Genomic DNA, 24,998 nt, shown 5'->3' with positions numbered 1-24,998 from the left:
GCGAACTACAACCCAACCATCTTAGTAATAATTGCATAGTGATCTTCAAACATCATCTTCGCATCGAGCTCAGCTAAGGGTAGCCAAAATGCTTTGGTCGCATCATCGCCACCTTTTACTTTTGGCAGACCTTTTGGATCGTTTTTGAGCTGAAAATAAAACGCTTGAGTAATGGTGCGACCACGCGCTGAGCGATATGGATCGTCAAAGGTATGCTGGCTATGGCAGGAGCCGCGCAATACTGGCTCGGGCACTTTGAGGCGAGTTTCTTCGCGCAGCTCACGGATACAAGCATCAAACAGTGTCTCTTTTGGATTCAAAAATCCACCAGGCAGCGCCCACAGTCCGCGTCCTGGCATACTGCGTCGCTCAACCAGTAGGATGTGTCCTGACTGTACAATTAATGCATCGGCAGTCATAAAGGTCGGTGGATAGGGTGCTGATTCCCACTGTCTTTTATATTTATCGATAAAGTCTGCTTCTTCATGCAGCTGATGATAATCGTCAGTTTGTTTGAATGCATCGAGGACGTTACGCGTCGACTCTGGCGTACGCTCAGGTGTTGGCGTGGCACCCATCAGATAGCTGTCGCGAATCGGCGTGGCTGATAAGTTATGATAATTGGGCACTGACACAGAGTCCCAGTTGGGGAACAGTGACAGATAGTACGATGAGCTGTCTTTTGAATGACCAATCAAGCCAATATCCGTCTGCAAGTCACCAGTGACAGATTTCACACCTGCCTGCACATACTGTAGCCAGCGGGTGTCATTGTAGAGTGCGTCATCTAAGCCAACACAGTGAATGCGTGCGGCTTCTTCTTCAGAGTAGGCACCTTTGATCATTGCGGCACGCTCAGCGACGCTAAATGGATTGCGTAAGCTCCGTGGCAAGTTGGCTGAGCCAATGAGCATAATCACTTCGTCTGAGCGTTTTAATGCCTCATCGATGACGGCTTTGTGACCAGCATGAAACGGCTGAAAGCGTCCGATAAAGACTAGATAACGATAGTGCTTACTGCTTTTTTGATCTAGGTTTTGCTTATCTGACTGTTGCTCTGATAATTCACTCATAGACGCCAACTTCCTACGACTTATTTTTATTGATTAAAAATTAATGACGCTAATACTGACACAGCCCATGACTTTCTGACAAGTATAAAGATGTTTAGGGGTGTGTCATTATCGAAACCGTCCAAACGACACCTCTGCTTTAACTGGCATGCTTCTCTATCCATGCCGTTACTGTTGGCCAAATCTCTGTAGCAGCATTGCGGCTAACCATAATGCGACTGTGCGTATAATCATCTAAATCGCCATTACTAAGCGAATACTCTCGAAAGATATTGGACGAGTTATTAAAGCCTTCAAAAAACAAACGACAGCCACAAGTAGGGGAGATAAACTTATCGCCTTTTGCGCTAATAGAATAAACAGGAATGGTAATCTGTGACATATGATGACGATAGTCGATAAAGTCATCGCCAGTACTTTTCTGCTGATTAATGCCTTCGTTCACTTCGTCTATATTCGCTCTACCTTTATCGAAATTAGCCTTATTCAAAAAACTACTTTTAAAGTTTTTACCCAAATTCCAATCGTACCACTGGGTCATCGTATAGTAGCTTTCGTTAAAAGGGCCTACCTTTAACTGCTTAGCTGGTATAAAGCCGATCAACCGAGTGACTATCTTGGCGGTAAGGATTTTCGTGTAGCTGGTCGAGTCTTGCGCCGCGCCAAAAGCTTGGCAGGCAAACATACTTATACTATTGACCTTATCGATATAGCTTGGGTTTTGGACGAGAAACATGGTCAAGCCAACACCGCCACCACTATGAGTAACGCAGTGCAGGTTATCGAGTTTTAATTCTTTAAAGAAATAGCGAAAAGTCGCTTCATAGTCGTAAGTGGCGACAGTCTCAAAGTTGAATTTTTCTTTTGGTAGTGAGCTATCACCATGTCCACGCCATTCCATGATGTAGCAATGATGACCAAGCCCTGCAAAATATTCGGCGATTTTGAGGCAAGTTTGCTTGTCAGAAAACGTACCATGTGTCAAAAATATGTTTTGCGGTGTAGTGTTAGGCAGGCTGTTTTCTGATGTGTTAGCTATCGTATCTTCTTCTGAATTATCAACTACTTTCCAAACGGCAATTTTCTCATCGTCCTTGGTAGTTACTAGGTGCAACGTCCGTGTCATCATAAAATGATCCTATCCAAAAAACACATAATCTTTATACAAGCTGATATTTATACAAGACAATTAAAAGCTACCATGCTCATAACACTAATGCATAAAATCATTCAAATTATCAATACTACGTCAAAACCAGATGACTTGCTCGGACTAGATGTGAACGGTATGGCATATCGAAAATGCTGAGCGCGCTTGATAAATGGCACAGCTGTCTTTATATAGAGAATAACTTGTCAGCCGACTTAATAATTTAGTGTGTTTGTGGTTTCTCATCTAAATATAAAGTTACTTTGGCAACTGTCAGCATCATTAAAAAAACCAATGACGACCATTTGCAACAGCCACGGTTCAATTCACAGTAGCGTGGTCGGAATTGATGCTTGATTCAGGTATAATGACTGCTATAGACCGATTAAACTTTATACTCATGTCGGCCAATGGCATACAATAATAAATATCAATCATTGCCAGTCTGCATGTCTTACATAAATCGTAAACATTTTAAAAATCCAAATTCACGACACAGTAGCCATAATAGATATAGCGTTTGTGTCATAACGCATAGGAAACATTATGAGTGAGCAAAACCAAGCTGATAACCAACTAGACCAAACTGCTGGCTATGAATCAGCCCTAGATACCGAGCAAGTTGAAGCAAAAAGCAACATCACTATCACTGAGTCAGCTCAGGGCTACTTGGCAGATTTGTTGTCTAAGCAAGATACCGATGGTATCGGTGTGCGTATCTTCGTTGAGCATCCTGGTACGCCGCGTGCAGAGTGCTGCATGGCTTATAACCAGCCGGGCGAAGAAGACAGCGCTGATTTGCGTTTTACGTATGAAAACTTCTCTGCCTTTATTGAAGCGGCGTCAGTACCTTATCTAGAAGACGCGGTCATTGATTATAATAAAGATCGTTTCGGTGGTCAGCTGACTTTCCGCGCACCAAACTCTAAAGTGCCTAAAGTAGGCGCTGATGCCAGTGTCGAAGAGCGCATCAACTATGTATTGCAGTCAGAGATTAACCCTGGCTTGGCAGCGCATGGTGGTGACGTACAGTTGCTTGAACTGATTGATGAAGAAGGTATTGGTTTAACCGCTGTATTGAAATTCGGCGGTGGTTGCCAAGGGTGTTCAGCGGTTGATATGACTTTACGCCAAGGCGTTGAAGTGCAGCTGAAACAGCAAATTCCAGAATTGACCCAAGTGGTTGACGAGACTGATCATACTCGTACAGAGAATGCTTACTACAAATAAAATGAAAAATAGTTAAAAGCAATTGGCTGCTATAAAGGTGGCCATATCTCTAGTATAGATATGCCTGTTTGGTTTGCTGCTTATGAATATTTGTCATGAAGAGATGAGTATTTTGCTATTCTTTTAATAAAGAAGCTGAGTTATGATGAACTCAGCTTTTTTTATTGCTATGATTTAGCAGACAGTTTTTTAAGGTGACTTTAGGCGATACGTCGTCAACAAATCATCTTTTATCAAAATAAAGGAATGTACTATGAGTGACGGATCAGCAGACCAGCAAGCAGCCCAACAGCCAGAAACCCCTCAACGTCTTGAGACCTTAGCGATTCATGCCGGCTATAGTGTAGAGCCAACGACCAAAGCAGTCGCCGTGCCTATTTATCATACCAGTTCATATGCGTTTGATAATACTCAGCATGGTGCAGATCTGTTTGATTTAAAAGTCGCAGGCAACATCTATACTCGTATCATGAATCCGACCAACGCGGTGCTAGAAGAGCGAGTCGCAGCACTAGAGGGCGGTATTGGGGCGCTTGCCGTAGCCTCTGGTATGGCTGCCATTACTTATGCGATTCAGACTATTTGCGAAGCAGGCGACAATATCGTCGCTGTATCAACGCTATATGGCGGTACTTACAATTTATTTGCTCATGCATTGCCGCGTCAAGGTATCGAAGTGCGCTTCTTCGATCATAAAGACCCAGAAGCCATTCGTGACTTGATTGATGACAAGACCAAAATGGTGTTTGCAGAGAGTATCGGTAACCCGCTAGGTAATATCGTCGATATTCAAGCGCTCAGTGATGTCGCTCATGAATACGGCGTACCTGTCGTGATTGATAATACGGTGGCGACGCCTGCGATATGTCGTCCATTTGAGTTCGGTGCAGATATCGTAGTTCACTCATTGACCAAGTATATGAGCGGAACGGGTACTTCAATCGGTGGTGCGATTGTCGATAGTGGCAAGTTTGCTTGGGGTGATTACCCTGAGCGTTTCCCACTGTTGAATACGCCAGATCATAGCTATCATGGGGTAAATTTCGTAAAAGACGTAGGCGCGCCAGCCTTTATTGCCCGTGCCCGCGTTGCGCCACTACGTAACACTGGCGCAGCACTTAGCCCGCTAAATGCCTTTGGTATCTTGCAAGGTATGGAGACGCTAAGTCTGCGTATGGAGCGTCACGTGCAAAATGCACAAGCCGTTGCAGAATACCTGCGTGACCATGATAAAGTTGCTTGGGTGAAATACGCAGGTCTGTCTGACCATCCTGAGCACGAGCTTGCCAAAAAATATATGAAAGGCACGCCTTCTGCTATCTTGACCTTTGGCGTCAAAGGTGGACTAGAAGCTGGTGCGCGCTTTATCGATGCGCTGCAACTGATTACTCGTCTGGTAAACATCGGTGATGCGAAATCATTGGCCTGTCATCCAGCGACGACGACCCATCGTCAGTTAAATGAGCAAGAGCTAGAAAATGCAGGCGTTAGTACGGATATGGTACGACTATCGATTGGTATCGAACATATCGAAGATATCAAAGCCGATCTCGCGCAAGCATTAGCTTCTGCTTAATATAAAGAGCGCTTATTAAGTTGAGCAAACTGTTTGAGCAAGTCCAATATAAAAAAAGCCCATATCGATTTGATATGGGCTTTTTGTTTTGCGTCCAACAGATGTGTTTAACCATTAAGCAGACAGTACACGCTGCGCGATATCTCGATAATCCTGCGAAACAAGACGCGGTCCAAACTGTTGAATAACTTGTGCTGATATTTCGCTGGCAAGACGACCGCATTCTGGCAGACTATACTGCTGCGATAATGCATATAAGAAAGCACCAGCGTAGTTATCGCCTGCACCGTTGGTATCGATGACGTTGGCCACTGCTGGCGTTGCAACGTCATAGACTTCAACTTCTGACTCGTCATTAGGCTGGTGAGCGATGACCGCACCATTGGCACCATCAGTGACAACTGCTGTTTGGCAGTATTCAAGCAGGGCACGTGCTGCTGCTTTGACTTGTTTTTTGTCCGTAAATAGCTTGGCTTCTTCGCTATTACAGAATATCACTGCGACTTTGTTGCCGAGCATATTAAGCAAGCCATCTTTGGCAAATTTTACTACCGCAGGGTCAGCAAAGCTCACCGCGATTTTTGCATTATGGATACCGGCTTGTTGACGTAATTGAGTCATCGCTGGTTGGATGCTCTCAGACATCGCCAGATAGCCTTCTATATATAGCCAATCTGCTTGTGTCAACGCGTCAAAATCAACATTGTCAGCGGCAATCTCACTTGAGGTGCCAAGATAGGTCTGCATGGTACGCTCGCCATCTTCGGTAACGGCAACCACACATGAGCCGGTCACGCCGCCTGCATGAATAGATTTGTCTGAAGTCGCGACACCTGCTTCGTGCAAGTCTCTGAGATAAAACGCCCCTTGATCATCATCACCAACGCGGCAAGCATAAAAAGGCTTACCGCCTAAGCTTGCAAAGGTAAACATAGTATTGGCTGCAGATCCACCGCCTGCTTGTTTTGATGGCTCAATCTCAGCTAGCTTGAAGTAAGCCAGTAGTTGCTGCTGCTCTTCAATACCAGCCAGCGTCATATTACCTTTGGTCAACTCGGTCTCTTCTAGTGCCGCATCTGACAGCACATATTCGTGATCAACCAACGCATTACCTATTGCCATTACATCGTACATTGCTTATCTCTCCTCAATTCATTTATAAATGGTTATCTTTTTATTATTAAAAACTAGTCTGCTTGCAACTCTAGTAGACGCTGATAAAGCGCATTTTTCTTCACACCAGTGATATCAGAGGCCAGCGCGGCTGCTTTTTTGACTGACAAATCCTCTAACAAACGCTGTAGCAATTTGTCATGCGTACTGATGTCGTCAGTATCTTTTGCCACACCGACGCCAGCGACGACCACGACTATCTCGCCGCGTTGCTGATTGTCATCTGCTTTGACAAACTCGACCAACTCGCCAAGGGTGCTCTTGTGTACTGTTTCAAAAGTTTTGGTTAATTCACGGCAAAAAGTCACCGCGCGGTCTGCACCAAATATCGTTGCCATGTCTTCTAGACTAGCTACGATACGATGCGGCGCTTCATAAAAGATTAAAGTTTCGGTACGTGCGATTAGATCGCTCAGCTGTTTTTGACGACCATGTGTTTTGGCTGGCAAAAACCCAATAAAGCTAAATCGATCAGATGGTAACCCTGCTACTGACAATGCGCCAATTGCAGCAGAAGCCCCAACGATAGGTGATACGGTCACGCCAGCTTCATGCGCGGCTTGCACCAGTTGATAACCTGGATCGCTGACTAGAGGTGTACCTGCATCACTAATCAAGGCAACCGAATGACCTTGCTCAATCATTTCAATAATTTTGGGCGTTTGAATGGCGCTATTGTGTTCATGATAGGCCCATAGCTTATTGTGACCTTTTTGCTTTGTGGTCGTGTCATCATTTTCGATACTGCTTTTGGCAGGACGAGTCTCTGAGTCTTTTGTCTCGTCAGCCTTACTGCCTTTGGTATCGATGCCAAAATGTGACAGTAGTTTACCTGAGGTGCGGGTGTCTTCGCAGGCAATAATGGCGACCTGCTTTAAGACATCAATTGCATGCGTTGTCATGTCGGACATATTGCCAATCGGCGTGGCAACGATATAGAGACAAGCTGGCATCGCAGTAGGGGTAGACATGAAAACCTCGGGTCGTTAAAAAGACGTTAGAAAATAATAGTGCGCTAGTATGTACAGTCGTTGTCTATGGTTTTTCAATCAAATAATGAGTGAAGAAATCGATAGATTGCGAGAGTAGAAGGCGCAGAAGTGGCTAGTTTAGCATGTTGTGCTATGATAATTCTCAAATGTTAATCAGACCAATTAACCTTATGCCTAATCATAAGCCCTTAATCTTAACCTCACCAAAACAACGCCAAGGTAGTCGGTTTGAGCAGCAGGCGTGTGAGTATTTACAAGCGCAAGGGTTGAGGCTGGTTGCGCAAAATTGGCAACAGCCAAAAGTAGGTGAGTTGGATCTGGTCATGATTGAGACAGGTTCAGCATGGTCAACATTAGTATTTGTTGAAGTTCGCCAGCGCAAGTCCTCGAATTATGGCGATGCAGCACTCAGCGTGACAGCAAGCAAACAGCGTAAAGTGATTAAAGCAGCGCAATCCTTTTTGCAGCAGTATCCTGAGTATGCTCATTATGATTGTCGGTTTGATGTCATTGCTTACAACACGATGAATGAGTCGAATCTAAAAGATGAGCAGTTAGACAATCAACCAGAATGGATTCAAAATGCTTTTATAGCCAGTGCATGGTAATAGAGTAAATAAAATAGACTCTGCCAAGTGAAGCATCTAACCACATCTGATAAGTAAGGTTCGTTACTAAAAAGCTAACCGCTGATGGCCAAAATTAAGTAAAGTAGCGGTTATAGTCAACTTCCTATAAATCAGATAAAGTATTAGCTTATAGCTATTTCTAGCTCGTCACTACTAGAGCGTATTTTCTTCAAAATAAAGACACGACCTAGATTAAGATTTGTTCAATTTATAAAATTGTCACAACCATGTTCTAAGAGGTAAATAATGACACGGATGCATTTGCGCACTGCTATTTTTGATTCATCACGCCGTATTACGACTGGCATTATGATTGCTGCCTGCGTTGTCAGTACAGGTTGTGCCACCAATTATCTGACCAACAGTACAGAAGGGACTTATGGTGTACCAATGACTGAGCGCACGATTCCGCAGCGTCTGCTCGATCGTAGTATTGAACATACTGCCAAAATCAATATATACGGGCTAAAAGAAGACTTGCAGCAAACCAGTCGTATGGGTATCGATAGCTTCAATAGCGAAGTGCTGCTCACAGGTGAAGTGCCAACTGAAACGCTCAAAGCAGAAGTGGAAAAAGTCGTTAGCTCTATGCCAGATGTACGCCGTGTCTACAATGAGATGGAAGTGAGTGCGTCAAAAGGGTATAGCTCAACGGTTCATGATGGTTATATCACTTCAAAGCTACTGGCGAAAATAGCCGCTAGCGATGGTGTGAGTGCGTCACAAATTAAAGCCGTTACTAATAATGGCGTGGTCTACATTATGGGCCGTATGACACCCACTCAGCAGAGTCATCTGATTGATATCGCTAATGGCACCGTTGGGGTCACTGAGTTAGTATTGCTGACAACTGTCGTTGACGATAGAGGGGTGAAAATAAATAATGATGACATCATGTATGAGAATAATTTGGCCAATCCTGCAGTAGCGCCAACTGCTCAAGATAATACTATCAGCACGGCAACGCCTATCGTCATAACGGAAGAAGAGGCCACTACTACGCAGCCGTCTTCAAGCCCTTATATTGATCTTTATCAGAACCAGTAAGAACTTTTAGTTCGCCAAGCGATAAATGACGTTAATCACAATAAGCCTAAATAGTGATAACAGTAAAGGCACGAGAAATCTTCAGCCAGTGAGTACTATATCAATAGTAAAAGGTAGCAGAGTCAGCGCATTAGCCAACGATACTAATATCAAACACATCATTGGCTAATGGATGAACCATTATCGCTGTGAGTCTGTTACTACTGATTGATAAATAAATATAATAGGATACTGGTCATGAAGGATTTACAGGCAAATATACAACCAAATGAAGAGACGAGTGCCATTGGTAATGTAAGACTACATAACAAGCCTGCTCATAAGAAAACACGCACATTGAGATTTGGTGGTGCGGCAATATTGGCATTGGGCAGTATCGCGTTAGCCACGCAAAACGCACAGGCATTATCACCGCTGGCTATCGTCAATGGAATTACTTCTAGTGGTGGCGTTGGGGTGAGTAAGGATATCTTATACGGTGATCAGCCTTCACAAGACTTAGATATCTATTATCCAAAACCGCTAGCACAAGCAATGAAATCTCAAAGTGCTATTAATACTAGCTATCCTATGGTGGTATTTGTCCATGGTGGTTCATGGGAGAGCGGCAATAAAGAACAATACGCCTTTGTCGGTCAGAGCTTAGCCAAAGCAGGGTATGTCACCGCAGTAATTAATTACCGTAAAGCGCCTGAACACGTCTATCCTGATTATGTCAAAGATGCAGCTCAGGCAATTGCTTGGAGTATTGAAAATGCGTCCAGTCTCCATGCTGACCCGTCACGCCTAGCGGTGATGGGGCATTCTGCTGGCGCGTTTAATGCAGTAGCAGCCGTTGCCAACGAAGACTTTTTGGCACCTTATGGTATTAAGCCAACAGATATTGCAGCCGTTATAGGGATTGCAGGTCCTTATAGCTATGATTTCCGTAAGTTCAGTAGTGCAACAGCGTTTGGTCCTAATGCTACGCCCGATCAGGTGATGCCAGATCGCCAGATTAAAGGCGCGCAGCCACCGTATTTATTATTAACCGCAGAAAAAGACAAAATTGTACATGTGACGAATACAATCAAAATGACAGAAGCGTTTAAAAAAGCAGGCGTCACCGTTGAAACGGGCGAAATAGAAGGGGCCAGTCACGCAACCAGTATTGGTGCGATGGCACCGCCGCTACGCTGGGTCAATGATGTACGTGCGCAAGTGTTGACCTACTTGGATAAAACGCTCAAATAGCTTATTACTATGTATATCAACGATTTTTGACTGTTTAATTGATAGCACTGTCTTAATGCTTAAACACACTTGAGTAAGACAGTACTGTAAGATATGCAAACTCTTGTTATAATGTCATCACTTTAAATCTATACCCTATTCTAAACTTTAAGGCAGACTATTCTATGAGCATGAACGCTGACGATTTGATCGCATTTTTACAGACTCACTTCCCAGACGCTTTTATTCAAGCTGCCAACCAAGGTAATAAGTTTGACGTACGCGTGGTCGATGCCAGCTTTGAAGGCAAACGCGCGGTTCAACGTCAGCAAGCAGTATATGCGTTAGTCAATGACAAGATTGCGAGTGGCGATATTCACGCACTCAATATCCAAGCGCTGACGCCTGCTGAGTGGGACGCTCAATCAAAAGGCTAATCAAATAGCTGTCTATATGACTAGATATTACTGAATCGGCCATATGCATGGTTGAGAGTTGTAGTTCTGGTTTTCATAATTTTCTATACTCATCGCTAGGTTGTCACCTTTATGGATCAATTTTTAATCACTGGTAGTAGTCGTATCGCAGGGGAAGTCACCATCTCAGGCGCCAAAAATGCCGCTTTGCCGTTACTCGCAGCTATGATATTGGCTGAGACTCCAACGACACTGCATAACGTGCCGTCACTACAAGACGTGCGAACGTTGATTGAATTGATCGGTGGCATGGGTATCAAAATCCAAAAGCAAGATGATACGGTCACTTGCGATACCAAGAGTATCGATAACTTTTATGCCCCGTATGATTTGGTAAAAACCATGCGCGCGTCAATATTGGTGCTAGGGCCGTTACTGGCACGTTTTGGTGAAGCCGAAGTCTCATTGCCAGGTGGTTGTGCGATTGGTTCACGTCCTGTTGATCAGCATCTAAAAGCGTTTGAAGCGATGGGTGCCGAAATCAGTGTAGAGAATGGCTATGTAAAAGCCCAAGCACCAAAAGGTGGCAAGCTATTAGGCTGTAATTTCTCATTTGATATGATTACCGTTGGCGGTACTGAAAACGTCATCATGGCAGCAGCATTGGCCAAAGGCACAACTGTCTTAGGCAACTGTGCGTTAGAGCCAGAAGTGGTTGATTTGGCCAATATGTTGGTTGCAATGGGTGCCAAAATAAGCGGTATCGGTACATCAACGATGACCATCGAAGGGGTAGAGCGTCTACATGGCTGTGAGTACTCAGTTGTCCCTGATCGTATTGAAACAGGCTCATACCTAGCTGGTGCCTTGATGACACGCGGCGATGTATTGACCAAAAAAACATCTGCTCTATTATTGACGCCAGTGCTAGAGAAGTTCGAAGACATGGGTGCGGTTATTACTACAGGTGATGACTGGATTCGCGCGCAAATGAAAGGCCGTCCAAAGGCGGTTGATATCCGTACTCAGCCACATCCTGGTTTCCCAACGGATATGCAAGCTCAGCTAATGGCGATTGCTTGCTTAGCGGACGGTACAAGTACTTTTATTGAAAATATTTTCGAAAACCGCTATATGCATGTACCAGAGCTCAATCGATTAGGTGCTTCTATTCAGGTCGATGGTCACACTGCCGTAGTACGAGGTGTCGAAAACTTTACTGCAGCACCAGTGATGGCGACGGATTTACGCGCGTCTATGTCATTGGTAATGGCAGCGGCGACCGCTGAAGGCGAGAGCTTAATCGACCGTATTTACCACATTGACCGTGGTTATGAGCATGTTGAAGACAAGCTGCGTAGCTTAGGCGTGAACATCGAGCGTATTAATACCAACGCTTAGTATTGATTGACTCAATATCGACTGTTACCCATATTACGTTATAAATTAAAAACTCCCCTTTCAATAGGGGACTGCACATGGACACGATGTCATTATGACTGAGACAAGCAAATCTTTACCAGCCAGCGGTTTATTAAACGAAGTAAACGATGAGTTTTCAGGTCTAACCTTGGCTTTATCAAAAGGCCGCATTCTAGAAGAGACCATGCCACTGCTACGTGCAGCTGGCGTTGATCTTTTAGAAGATCCTGAAGCCTCACGTAAACTTATTTTTCCAACCTCAAATCCAAATGTGCGTGTATTGATTTTGCGTGCCAGCGATGTGCCGACCTATGTCGAACATGGCGCTGCTGACTTTGGGGTGGCGGGTAAAGATGTGCTGCTTGAGCATGGTGCCAATCATGTTTATGAATTGCTCGATTTGCAGATTGCCCAGTGCAAACTGATGACTGCGGGTGTGAAAGATGCACCGCTGCCAAATCGTCGTCTGCGTATCGCGACCAAATATGTCAATGTCGCTCGTGCTTATTTTGCAAGTCAAGGTCAGCAGGTTGATGTCATCAAGCTTTACGGTTCGATGGAGCTTGCGCCATTGGTCGGTCTAGGTGATTTAATTGTCGATGTGGTCGACACAGGTAATACATTACGCGCCAATGGACTTGAAGCCCGCGATCACATTTGTGATGTTTCATCACGTCTGATCGTCAATCAAGTCAGCTATAAGCGCAAATTTGCACTACTAGAACCAATCTTAGATAGCTTTAAAAATAGTATCGCCAATAGCTAATTATCCAGTGCAAGTCATTGGTAATATAAAGCATGGTTATACAAATTTTTAAACCAGTTTAGCAGGCTATGAGTGACGTAGCGTGCTAAACTGGTTTTGTTGTCTTAGCTTGAGAAAACATAAAATCACCGTAAAATTCAGACAAGAAGACATTGAATAAGTCGCAATACTTTGAAAGATAAACCTACTTTACTTAGTTCCAAACCGTTCATTTTTAGCACTACTTTATGCTCAGATATAGGATTAGGTCATGCGCCAGTTAAGTACCCAAGATGCCGATTTTGATAGTCAATTGACACAGTTGCTTGCCTTTGAAACAGTCAATGATGCTGAACTATTACATACCGTCGATAATATCATCGCCCAAGTACGTGCTGATGGTGATAGCGTTGTATTGGCATTGACTCAGCAGTTTGACCAGCATCCAGCAACGTCGATGCAAGAGTTAGAGTTGTCTAAAGAAGCGCTTGCTGAAGCGTTTGCCAATCTTGATGAAAAAGTGAAGACAGCGTTGACCACAGCAGCGACTCGGGTACAGACATTCCATGAGCGCCAAGTACAAGAAACCTGGCAGTATGAGGATGAGCTAGGCAACCGATTGGGTCAGAAAGTCACGCCACTTGATCGCGTTGGGATTTATGTACCAGGCGGTTTGGCTTCTTATCCATCGTCAGTATTGATGAATGCTATTCCTGCTAAGGTAGCTGGCGTCACTGAAGTTATCATGGTCGTACCAGCGCCTAAAGGCGTGCTCAATCCGTTAGTATTAGCAGCGGCCCATCTGGCCCAAGTCGATCGCGTTTTTACCATTGGTGGCGCTCAAGCAGTAGCAGCTTTAGCTTACGGTACTGAGACGATTCCAGCCGTGGACAAAATCACAGGACCAGGCAATAAATATGTCGCTGCAGCCAAACGCGCGGTATTTGGTCAAGTTGGTATCGATATGATTGCCGGACCTTCAGAAGTATTGGTGTATGCAGAAGGCGAAGCACAAGATAGAGCGGACTGGCTCGCGATGGATCTATTGTCTCAAGCTGAGCATGACCGTATTGCACAAGCTATCTTTGTGACGACTAGCGAAGAGCAGCTCAACGAAGTAGCACTTGAGATAGAAAAAGCACTGATTGAGCTGCCAAAAGCAGATATCGCGCGTGACTCACTGCAGAACCGCGGCGCACTGATTTTGGTAAAAGATCGTAGCGAAGGTATGGCACTTATCAATCGTATTGCTCCTGAGCATTTAGAGTTATCTGTTGATAATCCTGACGCACTGTTAAACGATATTCGTCATGCGGGCGCTATCTTTATGGGTCGTCATACGCCTGAAGCTATTGGGGATTACTGTGCAGGACCGAACCATGTACTGCCAACATCAGGTACGGCGCGATTCTCTTCTCCGTTAGGTGTTTACGATTTTCAAAAGAAATCATCCATCATTTATTGTAGTGAATCCGGCAGTAAGCCTTTGGCTGAGACAGCTGATATTTTAGCGCAGCGTGAGGACTTAGAAGCCCATGCGCGTTCAGCTCGTTATCGTTATCAGTAATTGATTTTGAATTTTTAGCTTTTACTTTTGATATTTATTTTTAATAGTCTTTGTGGCTAATAGTAGGATAATTTATGAGTGAGTCAAAGATAGACACCAGACTGTGGTCGTCTAAAGCGCGCAACTTGTCACCTTATATTCCAGGTGAGCAGCCGCAACACGACAATCTATGCAAACTAAATACCAATGAAAACCCATTTCCACCCTCGCCAAAAGTAGGGGAGGCTATTGCTAAGGTTTTAGAGCAGCAAGCTGATGAGTTACGTTTGTATCCTGCTCCTGAATCTAATGACTTGCGTGCTGCATTGGCACAGTCATACAACCTCGATATGAATCAAGTATTTGTCGGTAATGGTTCAGATGAAGTCTTGGCTTTAGTCTTTGCGAGTTTCTTTTTAAAAGAGCGTCCGCTGCTATCACCTGATATTGGTTACAGTTTTTATCCTGTATATGCACAGACGTTTGGTGTAGAGCTCGTACAGATTCCTCTAGAGGAAGACTTTAGCATTGACCCTGATGCTTATCGTCAGCCTTGTAGCGGTATTATCATCGCCAACCCTAATGCGCCAACGGGCTTGCTATTATCACTTGCTGATATTCGTAAACTTGCGAGTGAGCATTCTAATGCGGTCATTGTTATTGACGAAGCGTATATCGATTTTGCTCAGATAGATGAAAGCAATGCAGACGCTCCAGTCTCAGCAGTTAGCCTAATCAATGAATGTGATAACGTTATCGTGACCCAGACCTTCTCAAAATCACGTTCGCTTGCTGGATTGCGGGTTGGTATGGCCTTTGGCAATGCATCGTTGATTGAAGCACTGACACGGATGAAAAACAGCTTTAACAGCTATCCGCTGGATAAGTTGGCTCAAGCTGGGGCGACTGCGAGTGTGTTAGACACTGAGTATTTTGAGCACATCCGTCAGCAAGTCATTGATTTACGTACGTCGCTAACAGCAGAGTTGACGACATTGGGCTATAAGGTCCTACCGTCACATGCCAACTTCGTATTCGCTCGTCCAAAAGATGGCAATGCAAGTGCTGTCGCGAGTGCATTACGCGAGCAAGGCATTATCGTTCGCCATTTTGATAAGCCGCGTATTGCAGAGTACTTGCGTATTACTATCGGTACAGCAGAGCAGAATAACCGCTTGATTGATGCTCTAAAAGCACTGCAAGTGGATGCTAGCGTTGCTGCTGAATAGTATTAGATTGATAGCTTAATATAGAATATTGATAGGTGAGTCTCTTTATTCACAACACGCACCACTATCAATAAGTCTTAAAAAAAGCCTGCTAACGTTATGTTGGCAGGCTTTTTTAATTTCAAATTAGCAATAATATTTGAGTTCGCTATCTTAGGTTTTTTGAGCCAAGACTGATAACAAGTTACCTACTTTATCTAAGCATTCTTGGTATTCAGCATCACAATCAGACGCGACCGTAATACCACCACCTGCCCACAGGTTGATGTGTCTTTCTTTATCAAGGCTGTTATCTGACGAAGCATTGGCTTGCAATGTACGAATGAGCACGTTCCATTGACCACTACCATCAAAGTTCATATAACCCATAGTGCCGCAATAAGCACCGCGTGGCGTAGATTCCAGTTCAGCAATGATCTCAACGGCACGTTTTTTTGGTGTGCCAGTGATAGAACCAGCAGGCAGACTACCAAACAATACAGCTAATGGATGAGTATTAGCTTTTAGCTCAGCGGTAATAGTACTGACCATGTGATGCACGTTGCTAAAGCTCTCAATCGCAAATAATTGTGGTACTTTTACACTACCAATTTTGGCGTATTTGCCCAAATCATTACGCAGTAAATCTACAATCATGACATTTTCGGCACGGTCTTTTTCGCTATTGACCAATTGCTGTTTATAGTGCTCATCTTGCTCGTTAGTACCACCTCGCGGCATGGTTCCCTTGATAGGCTTGGTGCGAATAGAATGTCTGCCAGTATCAATTTCTCTAGTGAATGTAAAAAACAACTCAGGTGAGCAGCTTAACAATTCAAAATGATTGCTATCTGCGTTAAAGCTGCTGCTTCTATTTAGGTAATCACCATCATTGCTATCAACGCTCATATATCCTGCAAAAGGCGCTTTTGTATTGCGATATAGCGCAGGCAAATAGTCAATAAGCGAAAAAATTGATTGAACATCGTTATTTTTACACGCTAAACTGCCAGACCATTTCTGTGTCAGGTTTATCTGATAGCAGTCACCTTGCTGTAGATAGTCTTGTGTGCGATTAAATGCTTGTTGATAATCAAGCTTACTCCATCGCGGACTTAAAACTAGAGGAGTGATGTTTGATACATCTTTAAACTGTGGTTGATTGAGATGTTTATCAGACAGTTTTTGATCCAGTTCATCTAGGTAAGAGGTAAGAGTATTTATAAGAATATCGTTTGTCTCATGATCGGTATTCTCAGAAGCATCATCGTTAGTTAGATGAGTTTTTAACGTCCAACCTATATCAGCATGTGCCGTAGGTGTTAGATAAATATCATAATGTGCCAACGAAGCACACGGCTGCATTGCCAATTCAATTCTATCGGCAGGACTTAGTTCGAGAGCTGTAATATCATAACCAATAAAACCGATTAGCCCATGATGATAACTGGGTTTTGGGCTTTCTTCGTTATTGATATACGAGGTGTCGTGATTGACTTCTTGAGCATTGCTATAAGCGATTAGCTCCTCTTGCCACTCTAGATAGCTCATATAAGCTGTCGTGCTAGCATAACTATTATCAGCGCTATTTACATCAGTATCGCGGCGCACGTCAGTACTGCGACAATTTTTAATCACCTTATAAATATTGGGTGAACTATTAAGAGCTTGCTTATCATTGGAATATACAGACCAGCTGACTTTTGGGAGTAAACCAATCACGGGTCGACCATCGTTATTAAGCCAAACAAGTTGCCAGTTTGCTTTAATATCTTGAGCGAGCAAATGACGCTGTAGTTCAGGCATCAGCTCTGCAGCAGACAAATCACCAAAACGCCAGCTAGGTTTGCTAGCTGGCGATGGCGCAGAATCTGTCTGCTCAGTTGTATTGTGATTTGATACAAGCATGGGTTAAGCGTCAAACTTTTTGATAATTAGCGTAGCGTTAGTACCACCAAAGCCAAAGCTATTACTCATCAAGGTCTCAAGATTTGCTTCACGCATTTCAGTGACGATATCGAAACCTTCAGCAGCAGGATCTAAGTTGTCAACATTGATACTTGGAGCGATAAAGCCGTCCTGTAGCATCAGCAGACAATAAATCAGCTCTTGTGCACCAACAGCACCTAAGCTATGGCCTGTCATTGATTTGGTTGAGCTGATAGCAGGTACTTTACTGACGTCATTATCAAATACTTTAGCGATCGCTTTAAGCTCAGTAATATCGCCCAGTGGTGTACTAGTACCATGGCTGTTGATGTAATCGACACTTTCTAGCCCCGCTTCAGCCAAGGCTTGTTGCATACAGCGAACTGCACCTTCACCGCTTGGCGCAACCATTTCTGCACCATCAGAGCTGGCACCGTAGCCAACGATTTCAGCCAAAATATTGGCACCGCGTGCTTGAGCATGCTCCAGACTCTCTACAACAACCATCGCGCCACCAGCAGCAATTACAAAACCGTCACGGTCTTTGTCATAGGCTCTTGAGGCAAGTTTTGGTGTGTCGTTATACTGAGTACTGACTGCACCCATGGCATCAAACATACAAGACTGTGTCCAGTGTTCAGCTTCACTACCACCAGCCAATATCACATCGGCTTTACCCAATTGGATAAGCTCAGCAGCATGACCGATACAGTGTGTCGAAGTCGCACAAGCGGAGGCGAGCGAGTAGGAGACGCCTTGGATTTTGAGACCGGTTGCTAAAGCGGCTGATACCGAGCTACCCATTGTCTTTGGTACTGCCATTGCGCCGACACCGCGTAGACCTTTTTCGCGCATAGCGTCGATAGCATTAACGATGTTTTCTGTTGATGCGCCGCCCGAACTTGCCACTACACCCACTCGTGGGTTGTTATTGATAGTATCAAGTGACAGGCCTGAGTGCTCAATCGCATTTAGCGCACTAACATAAGCATAGAGACTGGCGTCACTAAAGAACCGTTTCAGCTTACGATCGATACCACTGGTATCAAGTTCTGATTGATTGATACTACCGCTCACGTGTGATTTAAACTCGTGCTCAGCATAAGAATCATTAAATGTGATGCCAGACTGACCTTCTTTTAAGGCAGTGGTGACAGTATCTAAATCATGTCCAATACAAGAGACAATCCCTGCTCCAGTAATAACGACGCGGCGCATATGCTATTCCTTATAAGTAACGACTTGCTAGCAGTTGGTTGCAATAATCGTGGTAAATCTATATATGATGTTTAACTATGAGTTAATTCGAGCATTATAATGAAAAAATAGTCTATGTAGATAACGATAGCATGAATTTAGGTAACGAAATTCTGTTAACGGTCTATCAGAGGCAATATAAACTCAGTGTACAATTATGCTCTCAGTTACGGCACATGATAACGTATCAAGCACTGAAAATCTTTGGACAAGTGTAAAATAACGACAAAATAACACTTATGACTGAGTTTTGAGTAAAGAGATGAGAAGTAAGACTAGCTACTGACTATGGACGGAATTATACTTTAGATACAAAATTTGTGATTCTAATAACATTGTTCGCACTGACACCAGTTACGATAACTGGCTAAAATAATAGATTCATTATTATTAATAATTAACTATTATATTAAAATACAATTACATTAAAAAACAACTCATCATATTAAGGACATCACGATGGCAAAGCGTAGTACTCTTTCTAAAAGCATCAATACCATTGGCTCTTTCACTCGAAACAATTTAGAGCGCGTAGGGGCTATGATTGATAGCGTAAACGCCAAAACAGGCAAACCGCGTCAATATAAAGCCGTAGACCTAGGCGATGAAGACTACCAACAAGATTTGTTTCGTGAGCAAACATTAAAGGCTACGCAGCAACTTTTAGGACCACGCTTTGCTACTTATGGTAAATACGCCAAAAAAGTCGTGCCAAATAGCTTCTTTCAATCGACAGTTGACGGCGCATTTGCCCAAGTTGCCAACCTCGCTGCGAACTGGAGTCAACTAGACTTACCTAATGAGCATCGTTTTGCCAATATTGCTACTTTAGATGACGAAGAGCGTTATGCGCTAGCCACTGATATTGCTAATCAAAACCGCGCGCTTGCAATGATGGGTGGTTTGACGGGTCTGGCAGGTCTACCAGGTCTGCTCGCTGATACATTATGGCTATTACTGGTTTCATTACGTACGGTTTATCAGATTGCTGCTGTATACAATAAGCCGCTGACAGGTAAGCAAGGCGTCAAGATGGCGTACGAACTACTATCAAACGCTGATCTGAGCAAAATGCAAGAAAAACAAGCCCTACTAGCTGGTCTAGGTATTGGCAAAGGTTTGCTTGATAATGCTCAAAGCAATGGACTACATAGTGAACTTAAAAATCTCGGTTTGAAGAATAAAAATGTAAATTTCTATGCTGAGCAAATAGACAAAGTCGCCAGTCAAGTAGGTATTGATTTAGATCAGATCAACTTATCATGGGTTCGTCGTTTTATTCCTGTCACCGCAGTAGCGATCGGTATGCACTATAACAGCCAGTTGATTGACGAAGTGATTGGTGTTGCTCAAGCGACTTTTGCACCAGAAGCAAAATTAGCCAATCGTGCTATTACTGATGACAGCAGTAGTGAGGCTAAAGTAGAAAAGGCTGATACTGATGAGGCGAAAAAAGACACAGAGCGCAAAGAAAAAAGCAATGATTCAGCAGAAGAAACTAGCAGTAAAAAAGATTCAGACAAGCAAACGTCTGATAAAAAAGCCAAGTAATAGACATATTATTTGCTAGTTGGGTTATATATTTATAAGTACGATGGTATTTATCTTAGTTTGATTGAGCAACATGACTTGAAAATTAGGATAAATACCACCACTTAGTTACTATCAAGTACCATTTCAATGTTAAACATCTTTTCTTAATGATGCTTGAGCTCACTTTGTTTACTTTATTTCTTATGCTATTTTTCGGCGAAAAATCTATAAAGTGATACAATGAGAGGCTGAATGCATATCTATCAAATGTTGTAAAGCGAAACCATTCATAAGTGGTTGAAATAGCAGCAACAACTCTTTATAATACACTGTCCTAAAAATGGGTGCCCCGAAATCTGCAATTATTGTCAGATAGATGGTGCATTGGCCCATTTTTTTGTTTTATACCAAACGGGAGAAGGATGCCTTATGGCAACAACTAACCAATTGATTCGTAAAGGTCGTAAAACCATCAAGGAAAAGTCAAAAGTTCCTGCGTTGGAAGCGTGCCCACAGCGTCGCGGTGTATGTACTCGTGTATATACTACCACGCCAAAAAAACCTAACTCTGCCATGCGTAAAGTATGTCGTGTACGTTTGACTTCAGGCTATGAAGTATCAAGCTACATCGGCGGCGAAGGTCATAACCTACAAGAGCACAGTGTTGTTCTAATCCGTGGTGGTCGTGTAAAAGATCTACCAGGTGTACGTTATCACACTGTTCGCGGTGCATTAGATTGCGCAGGCGTTAAAGACCGTAAGCAAGGTCGCTCTAAGTACGGTGCTAAGAAGCCTAAAGTTTAATAACTAAACGTTATTAGATAAGCTTTTTGCACTACCCAATAACTGTGCATGGGTTTGGTGTCAGTAGTATCGCTTTTATATAAATATATATCTGTGATTTGCTATTAAAACATACCACCATGCAGTAAGGCTAACTGATAACTCACTGCTATATCCTAATGGTAAGTAGTCGATGTTGTGAATGTTAGACACTCCTGAAGATAAGGAAATTTATTATGCCAAGACGTCGCGTCGTTGCTGCCCGTGAGATCCTACCGGATCCTAAGTTTGGTAGCCAAACTGTTGCAAAATTCATCAACCATGTAATGAGTGATGGTAAGAAATCTACTGCTGAGCGTATCGTTTACGGTGCACTTGAGACAGTAAGTGAGAAGCGTAAAGTTGAAGATCCAGTATCTTTCTTCGAAGAAGTGCTAGAAAATGTACGCCCAATGGTAGAAGTAAAAGCTCGCCGCGTTGGTGGTGCAACCTATCAAGTACCAATGGAAGTACGCCCCTCCCGTCGTACTGCATTGGCTATGCGTTGGTTAGCTGAAGCTGCTGCTAAGCGTTCTGAAAAATCAATGGCTTTGCGTTTAGCTGGCGAATTGAACGATGCTGCTGATGGCAAAGGCGCTGCTATGAAAAAGCGTGACGAAGTTCACCGCATGGCAGATGCTAACAAAGCATTCTCTCATTACCGTTTCTAAGCTACTTTTTAATAGTAGCTTGAGATTAGAGGCTCATGCCATTTAATCTTACATTGTTGTTTATTCTATTGATTGCCGCCATCATCATTCGGTCATATATAAATGTTATTTATTGATGACTGAGGTGGCGGACATCTATCCAGATGTCTCTCTTAACAAATACAGTTTTTGCTGGAGAGCATCCCAAATTTGATGCCGCACTATTCTTAGTATTTGCTCTTTTTTTGTCCGTATTAGGCTCAATAATCAGTAAGTAATATTACGAAGCTGAACGCTTTGTCATAGAGTATGAGGTAGAGACACAATACATTATTATATACACGACTTTTCCTAGGAAAACACTATGGCTCGTAAAACTCCCCTAAAACGCTATCGCAATATTGGTATCTCAGCGCACATCGATGCTGGTAAGACAACCACTACAGAGCGTGTTTTATTCTATACCGGTGTTAGCCACAAAATTGGCGAAGTACATGATGGCGCAGCCACTATGGACTGGATGGAGCAAGAACAAGAGCGTGGTATTACTATTACCTCAGCGGCAACAACTTGTTTTTGGTCAGGTATGGCTAAACAGTTTGACGAACACCGTATCAACATCATCGATACCCCAGGTCACGTTGACTTCACGATCGAAGTTGAACGTTCTATGCGTGTACTTGATGGCGCTTGCATGGTTTACTGTGCAGTAGGCGGCGTTCAGCCACAGTCTGAGACCGTATGGCGTCAGGCGAACAAATATAAAGTACCACGTCTTGCATTTGTAAACAAAATGGATCGTGTTGGTGCTGATTTCTATCGTGTTATCGAACAGATCAAAACTCGTTTGGGTGGTAACCCTGTACCATTGGTTATTCCAATTGGTAAAGAAGATGACTTCGAAGGCGTTGTTGATCTAGTAACCATGAAAGCTATCTATTGGGACGAAGCGTCTCAAGGTATGCAATATGATGAGCGCGAAATCCCAACCGAACTACAAGAAAAAGCAGCAGAATACCGCGAGCACCTTGTAGAAAGTGCTGCTGAAGCCAACGAAGAGTTGATGAACGAATACCTGGAAAACGGTGAATTGACTGTAGAACAAATTCACGGTGCTATTCGTCAGTTAACTATCGATAACGAAATCATCCCGCTTCTTTGTGGTACTGCCTTTAAGAACAAAGGTGTACAGAAGATGCTAGATGCCGTTATTCAGTATCTACCTGCACCAATCGACGTACCTGCTATTAAAGGTATTCTTGATGACAAAGACGAAAGCGAAGGCAGCCGTGAAGCATCAGATGAAGCACCTTTCTCAGCACTAGCGTTCAAAATCATGAATGACAAATTCGTTGGTAACTTAACCTTCGTACGTGTTTATTCTGGTGTAATGAAGCAGGGTAGCAGTGTTTATAACCCAGTTAAGATGAAGCGTGAGCGTGTTGGCCGTATCGTACAGATGATGGCAAACTCTCAAGAAGAGCTTGCAGAGATTCGTACTGGTGATATCGCAGCTCTAGTCGGCATGAAAGATGTGACTACTGGTGATACGCTATGTGATGAAGACAACGTGATTACTCTTGAGCGTATGGAATTCCCAGATCCAGTTATCTCTCTAGCTGTTGAGCCAAAGACCAAAGCTGACCAAGAAAAAATGTCAATCGCTCTTGGCCGTTTGGCAAAAGAAGATCCATCGTTCCGTGTACACACTGACGAAGAATCTGGCCAGACGATCATCAGTGGTATGGGTGAGCTACACCTAGAGATTCTTGTTGACCGTATGAAACGTGAATTCAACGTTGAAGCAAACATCGGTGCACCTCAGGTTGCTTATCGTGAGACGATTCGTAACACTGTTGAACAAGAAGGCAAATTCGTACGTCAAACAGGTGGTCGTGGTAAGTTTGGTCACGTTTGGTTACGTCTTGAGCCACTTGATCCAGCTGGCGACACTGAGTATGAATTTGCTGAAGAAGTTGTTGGTGGTACTGTACCAAAAGAATTCCACGGTGCTGTTGACAAAGGTATCCAAGAGCGCATGAAAAACGGCGTACTTGCAGGCTACCCAGTAGTTGGCGTGAAAGCGACCTTGTATGATGGTTCTTATCATGACGTTGACTCTGATGAATTGTCATTTAAGATGGCTGGTTCTATGGCCTTCAGAAAAGGTTTCTTAGCAGCTGATCCAGCGCTACTTGAGCCAGTAATGAAAGTAGAAGTTGAAACACCTGAAGACTACATGGGCGACATCATGGGCGATCTTAACCGTCGTCGTGGTTTGGTACAGGGTATGGAAGATCTACCTGGCGGTACTAAACAGATTCGTGCTGAAGTACCATTAGCGGAAATGTTTGGTTATGCCACTCAAATGCGCTCTATGTCACAAGGCCGTGCAACTTACTCAATGGAATTCCAAAAGTACGCTGAAATTCCAAAATCAGTTGCTGCTGAAATCATCTCTAAGTTCAACTCTAAAGATGATGACGAGTAAATAAAACTTACTGAAAGTGACAATATAGAGTACGTCTGTGTATTGTCACTAAAGAATACGCCAATAACTTGTTAAAAGACTTGTTATTGGCCGCGATTTTCTTATAATATCTGCACATTAGTATGTGCAACCTTTTAACAATTATCTTAATGTGGTCAAAATCGTCTTAATAATCATATTTATATGAGTTAAGTATTGAACCCCAAAAAAAGAGGAAATACCCATGGCAAAGGCCAAGTTTGAACGTAACAAGCCACACGTCAACGTCGGTACAATCGGACACGTTGACCATGGTAAAACAACCCTTACCGCTGCAATCGCAACCGTAGCTGCAATCACCTCTGGTGGCGAAGCCAAAGACTACGCGTCTATTGACTCAGCACCAGAAGAAAAAGCACGTGGTATCACCATCAACACCTCACACGTAGAATATGACACAGACAGCCGTCACTACGCACACGTAGATTGCCCAGGTCACGCCGATTATGTTAAAAACATGATCACTGGTGCTGCCCAGATGGACGGCGCAATCCTAGTCGTATCTGCAACTGACGGCCCAATGCCACAGACTCGTGAGCACATCTTGCTTTCACGTCAGGTTGGCGTACCGTACATCATCGTATTCATGAACAAATGTGACATGGTAGATGACGAAGAATTGTTAGAGCTAGTAGAAATGGAAGTTCGTGAATTATTGAACGACTATGACTTCCCAGGCGACGACACTCCTATCGTTAAAGGTTCTGCTACTGAAGCCCTAAAAGGCTCAGAAGAAAAATACGGCCAACCAGCTGTTGTAGAGCTACTAAACGTACTAGACACCTACATCCCAGAGCCAGAGCGTGACATCGACAAAGCATTCCTAATGCCAATCGAAGATGTATTCTCAATCTCAGG

At 43.5% G+C, this 24,998-nt stretch carries 21 protein-coding genes; 15 read left to right on the top strand and 6 right to left on the bottom strand.

All coding sequences use genetic code 11. The annotated features are described in order from the left end of the window. Positions 1–5 precede the first annotated feature (5 nt). Both ACI2IW_RS11760 and ACI2IW_RS11755 read right to left on the bottom strand, forming a co-directional pair. Entirely contained in the window at positions 6–1,073 is a 1,068-nt protein-coding gene (locus tag ACI2IW_RS11760; protein WP_057761766.1) for a bifunctional nicotinamide-nucleotide adenylyltransferase/Nudix hydroxylase, read from the bottom strand. A gap of 139 nt (positions 1,074–1,212) precedes the next feature. Further along, complete coding sequence (locus tag ACI2IW_RS11755; protein ID WP_404693749.1) at positions 1,213–2,202, bottom strand: alpha/beta fold hydrolase; 990 nt, start codon at positions 2,200–2,202, stop codon at positions 1,213–1,215. 567 nt (positions 2,203–2,769) lie between these two features. On the opposite strand from ACI2IW_RS11755, the gene nfuA reads away from it, so the two are divergent. Then, complete coding sequence (gene nfuA / locus ACI2IW_RS11750; RefSeq protein ID WP_057761762.1) at positions 2,770–3,453, top strand: Fe-S biogenesis protein NfuA; 684 nt, start codon at positions 2,770–2,772, stop codon at positions 3,451–3,453. 253 nt (positions 3,454–3,706) lie between these two features. Next, a complete protein-coding gene (locus ACI2IW_RS11745) occupies positions 3,707–5,029 on the top strand; it encodes an O-acetylhomoserine aminocarboxypropyltransferase/cysteine synthase family protein (RefSeq protein WP_404693748.1) in 1,323 nt (440 codons plus the stop codon). Between the two features lie 114 nt (positions 5,030–5,143). On the opposite strand, the gene ACI2IW_RS11740 is transcribed toward ACI2IW_RS11745, so the two are convergent. Next, on the bottom strand, positions 5,144–6,163 hold the full coding sequence (locus ACI2IW_RS11740; protein WP_404693747.1) for an adenosine kinase: 1,020 nt from the start codon (positions 6,161–6,163) through the stop codon (positions 5,144–5,146). 53 nt (positions 6,164–6,216) lie between these two features. Then, positions 6,217–7,173: a 16S rRNA (cytidine(1402)-2'-O)-methyltransferase gene (gene rsmI, locus ACI2IW_RS11735; protein ID WP_257020053.1), complete on the bottom strand. Its 957-nt coding sequence runs from the start codon at positions 7,171–7,173 to the stop codon at positions 6,217–6,219. Between the two features lie 143 nt (positions 7,174–7,316). On the opposite strand from rsmI, the gene ACI2IW_RS11730 reads away from it, so the two are divergent. From ACI2IW_RS11730 to hisC, 8 genes are all read left to right on the top strand, one after another. Next, positions 7,317–7,802 (top strand): YraN family protein, encoded by a 486-nt coding sequence (locus ACI2IW_RS11730; protein WP_404693746.1) that lies wholly within the window; start codon positions 7,317–7,319, stop codon positions 7,800–7,802. Between the two features lie 267 nt (positions 7,803–8,069). Continuing rightward, entirely contained in the window at positions 8,070–8,870 is an 801-nt protein-coding gene (locus tag ACI2IW_RS11725) for a BON domain-containing protein (protein WP_404693745.1), read from the top strand. Between the two features lie 237 nt (positions 8,871–9,107). Continuing rightward, positions 9,108–10,103, top strand: a complete 996-nt coding sequence (locus tag ACI2IW_RS11720) for an alpha/beta hydrolase (RefSeq protein WP_404693744.1) — start codon at positions 9,108–9,110, stop codon at positions 10,101–10,103. A gap of 164 nt (positions 10,104–10,267) precedes the next feature. Then, entirely contained in the window at positions 10,268–10,519 is a 252-nt protein-coding gene (locus ACI2IW_RS11715; protein WP_057761749.1) for a BolA family protein, read from the top strand. A gap of 111 nt (positions 10,520–10,630) precedes the next feature. Next, the gene (gene murA, locus ACI2IW_RS11710; protein ID WP_101205352.1) at positions 10,631–11,899 is read left to right on the top strand and encodes a UDP-N-acetylglucosamine 1-carboxyvinyltransferase; all 1,269 of its coding nucleotides are present in this window, start codon (positions 10,631–10,633) and stop codon (positions 11,897–11,899) included. A gap of 94 nt (positions 11,900–11,993) precedes the next feature. After that, entirely contained in the window at positions 11,994–12,686 is a 693-nt protein-coding gene (gene hisG, locus ACI2IW_RS11705) for an ATP phosphoribosyltransferase (protein WP_101205353.1), read from the top strand. Between the two features lie 250 nt (positions 12,687–12,936). After that, positions 12,937–14,232, top strand: coding sequence for a histidinol dehydrogenase (gene hisD / locus ACI2IW_RS11700; protein ID WP_404693743.1), 1,296 nt, complete (start codon positions 12,937–12,939; stop codon positions 14,230–14,232). Between the two features lie 74 nt (positions 14,233–14,306). After that, positions 14,307–15,440, top strand: coding sequence for a histidinol-phosphate transaminase (gene hisC / locus ACI2IW_RS11695; RefSeq protein WP_404693742.1), 1,134 nt, complete (start codon positions 14,307–14,309; stop codon positions 15,438–15,440). Positions 15,441–15,593: 153 nt separating this feature from the next. Here the strand turns inward: hisC and ACI2IW_RS11690 are convergent, their stop codons facing one another. Together ACI2IW_RS11690 and ACI2IW_RS11685 are read right to left on the bottom strand one after the other, a co-directional pair. Further along, entirely contained in the window at positions 15,594–17,327 is a 1,734-nt protein-coding gene (locus ACI2IW_RS11690) for an anthranilate synthase component I family protein (RefSeq protein WP_404693741.1), read from the bottom strand. A gap of 3 nt (positions 17,328–17,330) precedes the next feature. Then, a complete protein-coding gene (locus ACI2IW_RS11685; protein WP_102091614.1) occupies positions 17,331–18,566 on the bottom strand; it encodes a beta-ketoacyl-ACP synthase II in 1,236 nt (411 codons plus the stop codon). A 498-nt stretch (positions 18,567–19,064) separates the two neighbouring features. Between ACI2IW_RS11685 and ACI2IW_RS11680 the strand changes: the two genes are divergently transcribed. The 5 genes from ACI2IW_RS11680 to ACI2IW_RS11660 form a co-directional block, all read left to right on the top strand. Next, a complete protein-coding gene (locus ACI2IW_RS11680) occupies positions 19,065–20,156 on the top strand; it encodes an EcsC family protein (protein ID WP_404693740.1) in 1,092 nt (363 codons plus the stop codon). Positions 20,157–20,567: 411 nt separating this feature from the next. Beyond that, positions 20,568–20,942 (top strand): 30S ribosomal protein S12, encoded by a 375-nt coding sequence (gene rpsL, locus ACI2IW_RS11675; RefSeq protein WP_011281154.1) that lies wholly within the window; start codon positions 20,568–20,570, stop codon positions 20,940–20,942. Between the two features lie 215 nt (positions 20,943–21,157). After that, a complete protein-coding gene (gene rpsG / locus ACI2IW_RS11670; protein ID WP_057761735.1) occupies positions 21,158–21,631 on the top strand; it encodes a 30S ribosomal protein S7 in 474 nt (157 codons plus the stop codon). Between the two features lie 343 nt (positions 21,632–21,974). Continuing rightward, positions 21,975–24,101, top strand: a complete 2,127-nt coding sequence (gene fusA, locus ACI2IW_RS11665) for an elongation factor G (protein ID WP_057761733.1) — start codon at positions 21,975–21,977, stop codon at positions 24,099–24,101. Positions 24,102–24,324: 223 nt separating this feature from the next. After that, positions 24,325–24,998, top strand: a 674-nt coding sequence (locus ACI2IW_RS11660; RefSeq protein WP_404693739.1) for a GTP-binding protein, incomplete at its 3' end; no start/stop codon positions are given.

The sequence above is a fragment of the Psychrobacter sp. NPDC078501 genome (assembly GCF_044900935.1).
Taxonomy (GTDB): domain Bacteria; phylum Pseudomonadota; class Gammaproteobacteria; order Pseudomonadales; family Moraxellaceae; genus Psychrobacter.
The sequence above is the reverse complement of the archived record's forward strand: the minus strand, read 5'-3'. Positions and strand labels throughout refer to the sequence as shown.

Bases quoted from the DNA above. Each gene is read 5' to 3' on its own strand.
- ACI2IW_RS11760 (WP_057761766.1), bottom strand. From the start codon at position 1,073: ATGAGTGAATTATCAGAGCAACAGTCAGATAAGCAAAACCTAGATCAA.
- ACI2IW_RS11755 (WP_404693749.1), bottom strand. From the start codon at position 2,202: ATGATGACACGGACGTTGCACCTAGTAACTACCAAGGACGATGAGAAA.
- nfuA (WP_057761762.1), top strand. From the start codon at position 2,770: ATGAGTGAGCAAAACCAAGCTGATAACCAACTAGACCAAACTGCTGGC.
- ACI2IW_RS11745 (WP_404693748.1), top strand. From the start codon at position 3,707: ATGAGTGACGGATCAGCAGACCAGCAAGCAGCCCAACAGCCAGAAACC.
- ACI2IW_RS11740 (WP_404693747.1), bottom strand. From the start codon at position 6,163: ATGTACGATGTAATGGCAATAGGTAATGCGTTGGTTGATCACGAATAT.
- rsmI (WP_257020053.1), bottom strand. From the start codon at position 7,173: ATGTCTACCCCTACTGCGATGCCAGCTTGTCTCTATATCGTTGCCACG.
- ACI2IW_RS11730 (WP_404693746.1), top strand. From the start codon at position 7,317: ATGTTGTGCTATGATAATTCTCAAATGTTAATCAGACCAATTAACCTT.
- ACI2IW_RS11725 (WP_404693745.1), top strand. From the start codon at position 8,070: ATGACACGGATGCATTTGCGCACTGCTATTTTTGATTCATCACGCCGT.
- ACI2IW_RS11720 (WP_404693744.1), top strand. From the start codon at position 9,108: ATGAAGGATTTACAGGCAAATATACAACCAAATGAAGAGACGAGTGCC.
- ACI2IW_RS11715 (WP_057761749.1), top strand. From the start codon at position 10,268: ATGAGCATGAACGCTGACGATTTGATCGCATTTTTACAGACTCACTTC.
- murA (WP_101205352.1), top strand. From the start codon at position 10,631: ATGGATCAATTTTTAATCACTGGTAGTAGTCGTATCGCAGGGGAAGTC.
- hisG (WP_101205353.1), top strand. From the start codon at position 11,994: ATGACTGAGACAAGCAAATCTTTACCAGCCAGCGGTTTATTAAACGAA.
- hisD (WP_404693743.1), top strand. From the start codon at position 12,937: ATGCGCCAGTTAAGTACCCAAGATGCCGATTTTGATAGTCAATTGACA.
- hisC (WP_404693742.1), top strand. From the start codon at position 14,307: ATGAGTGAGTCAAAGATAGACACCAGACTGTGGTCGTCTAAAGCGCGC.
- ACI2IW_RS11690 (WP_404693741.1), bottom strand. From the start codon at position 17,327: ATGCTTGTATCAAATCACAATACAACTGAGCAGACAGATTCTGCGCCA.
- ACI2IW_RS11685 (WP_102091614.1), bottom strand. From the start codon at position 18,566: ATGCGCCGCGTCGTTATTACTGGAGCAGGGATTGTCTCTTGTATTGGA.
- ACI2IW_RS11680 (WP_404693740.1), top strand. From the start codon at position 19,065: ATGGCAAAGCGTAGTACTCTTTCTAAAAGCATCAATACCATTGGCTCT.
- rpsL (WP_011281154.1), top strand. From the start codon at position 20,568: ATGGCAACAACTAACCAATTGATTCGTAAAGGTCGTAAAACCATCAAG.
- rpsG (WP_057761735.1), top strand. From the start codon at position 21,158: ATGCCAAGACGTCGCGTCGTTGCTGCCCGTGAGATCCTACCGGATCCT.
- fusA (WP_057761733.1), top strand. From the start codon at position 21,975: ATGGCTCGTAAAACTCCCCTAAAACGCTATCGCAATATTGGTATCTCA.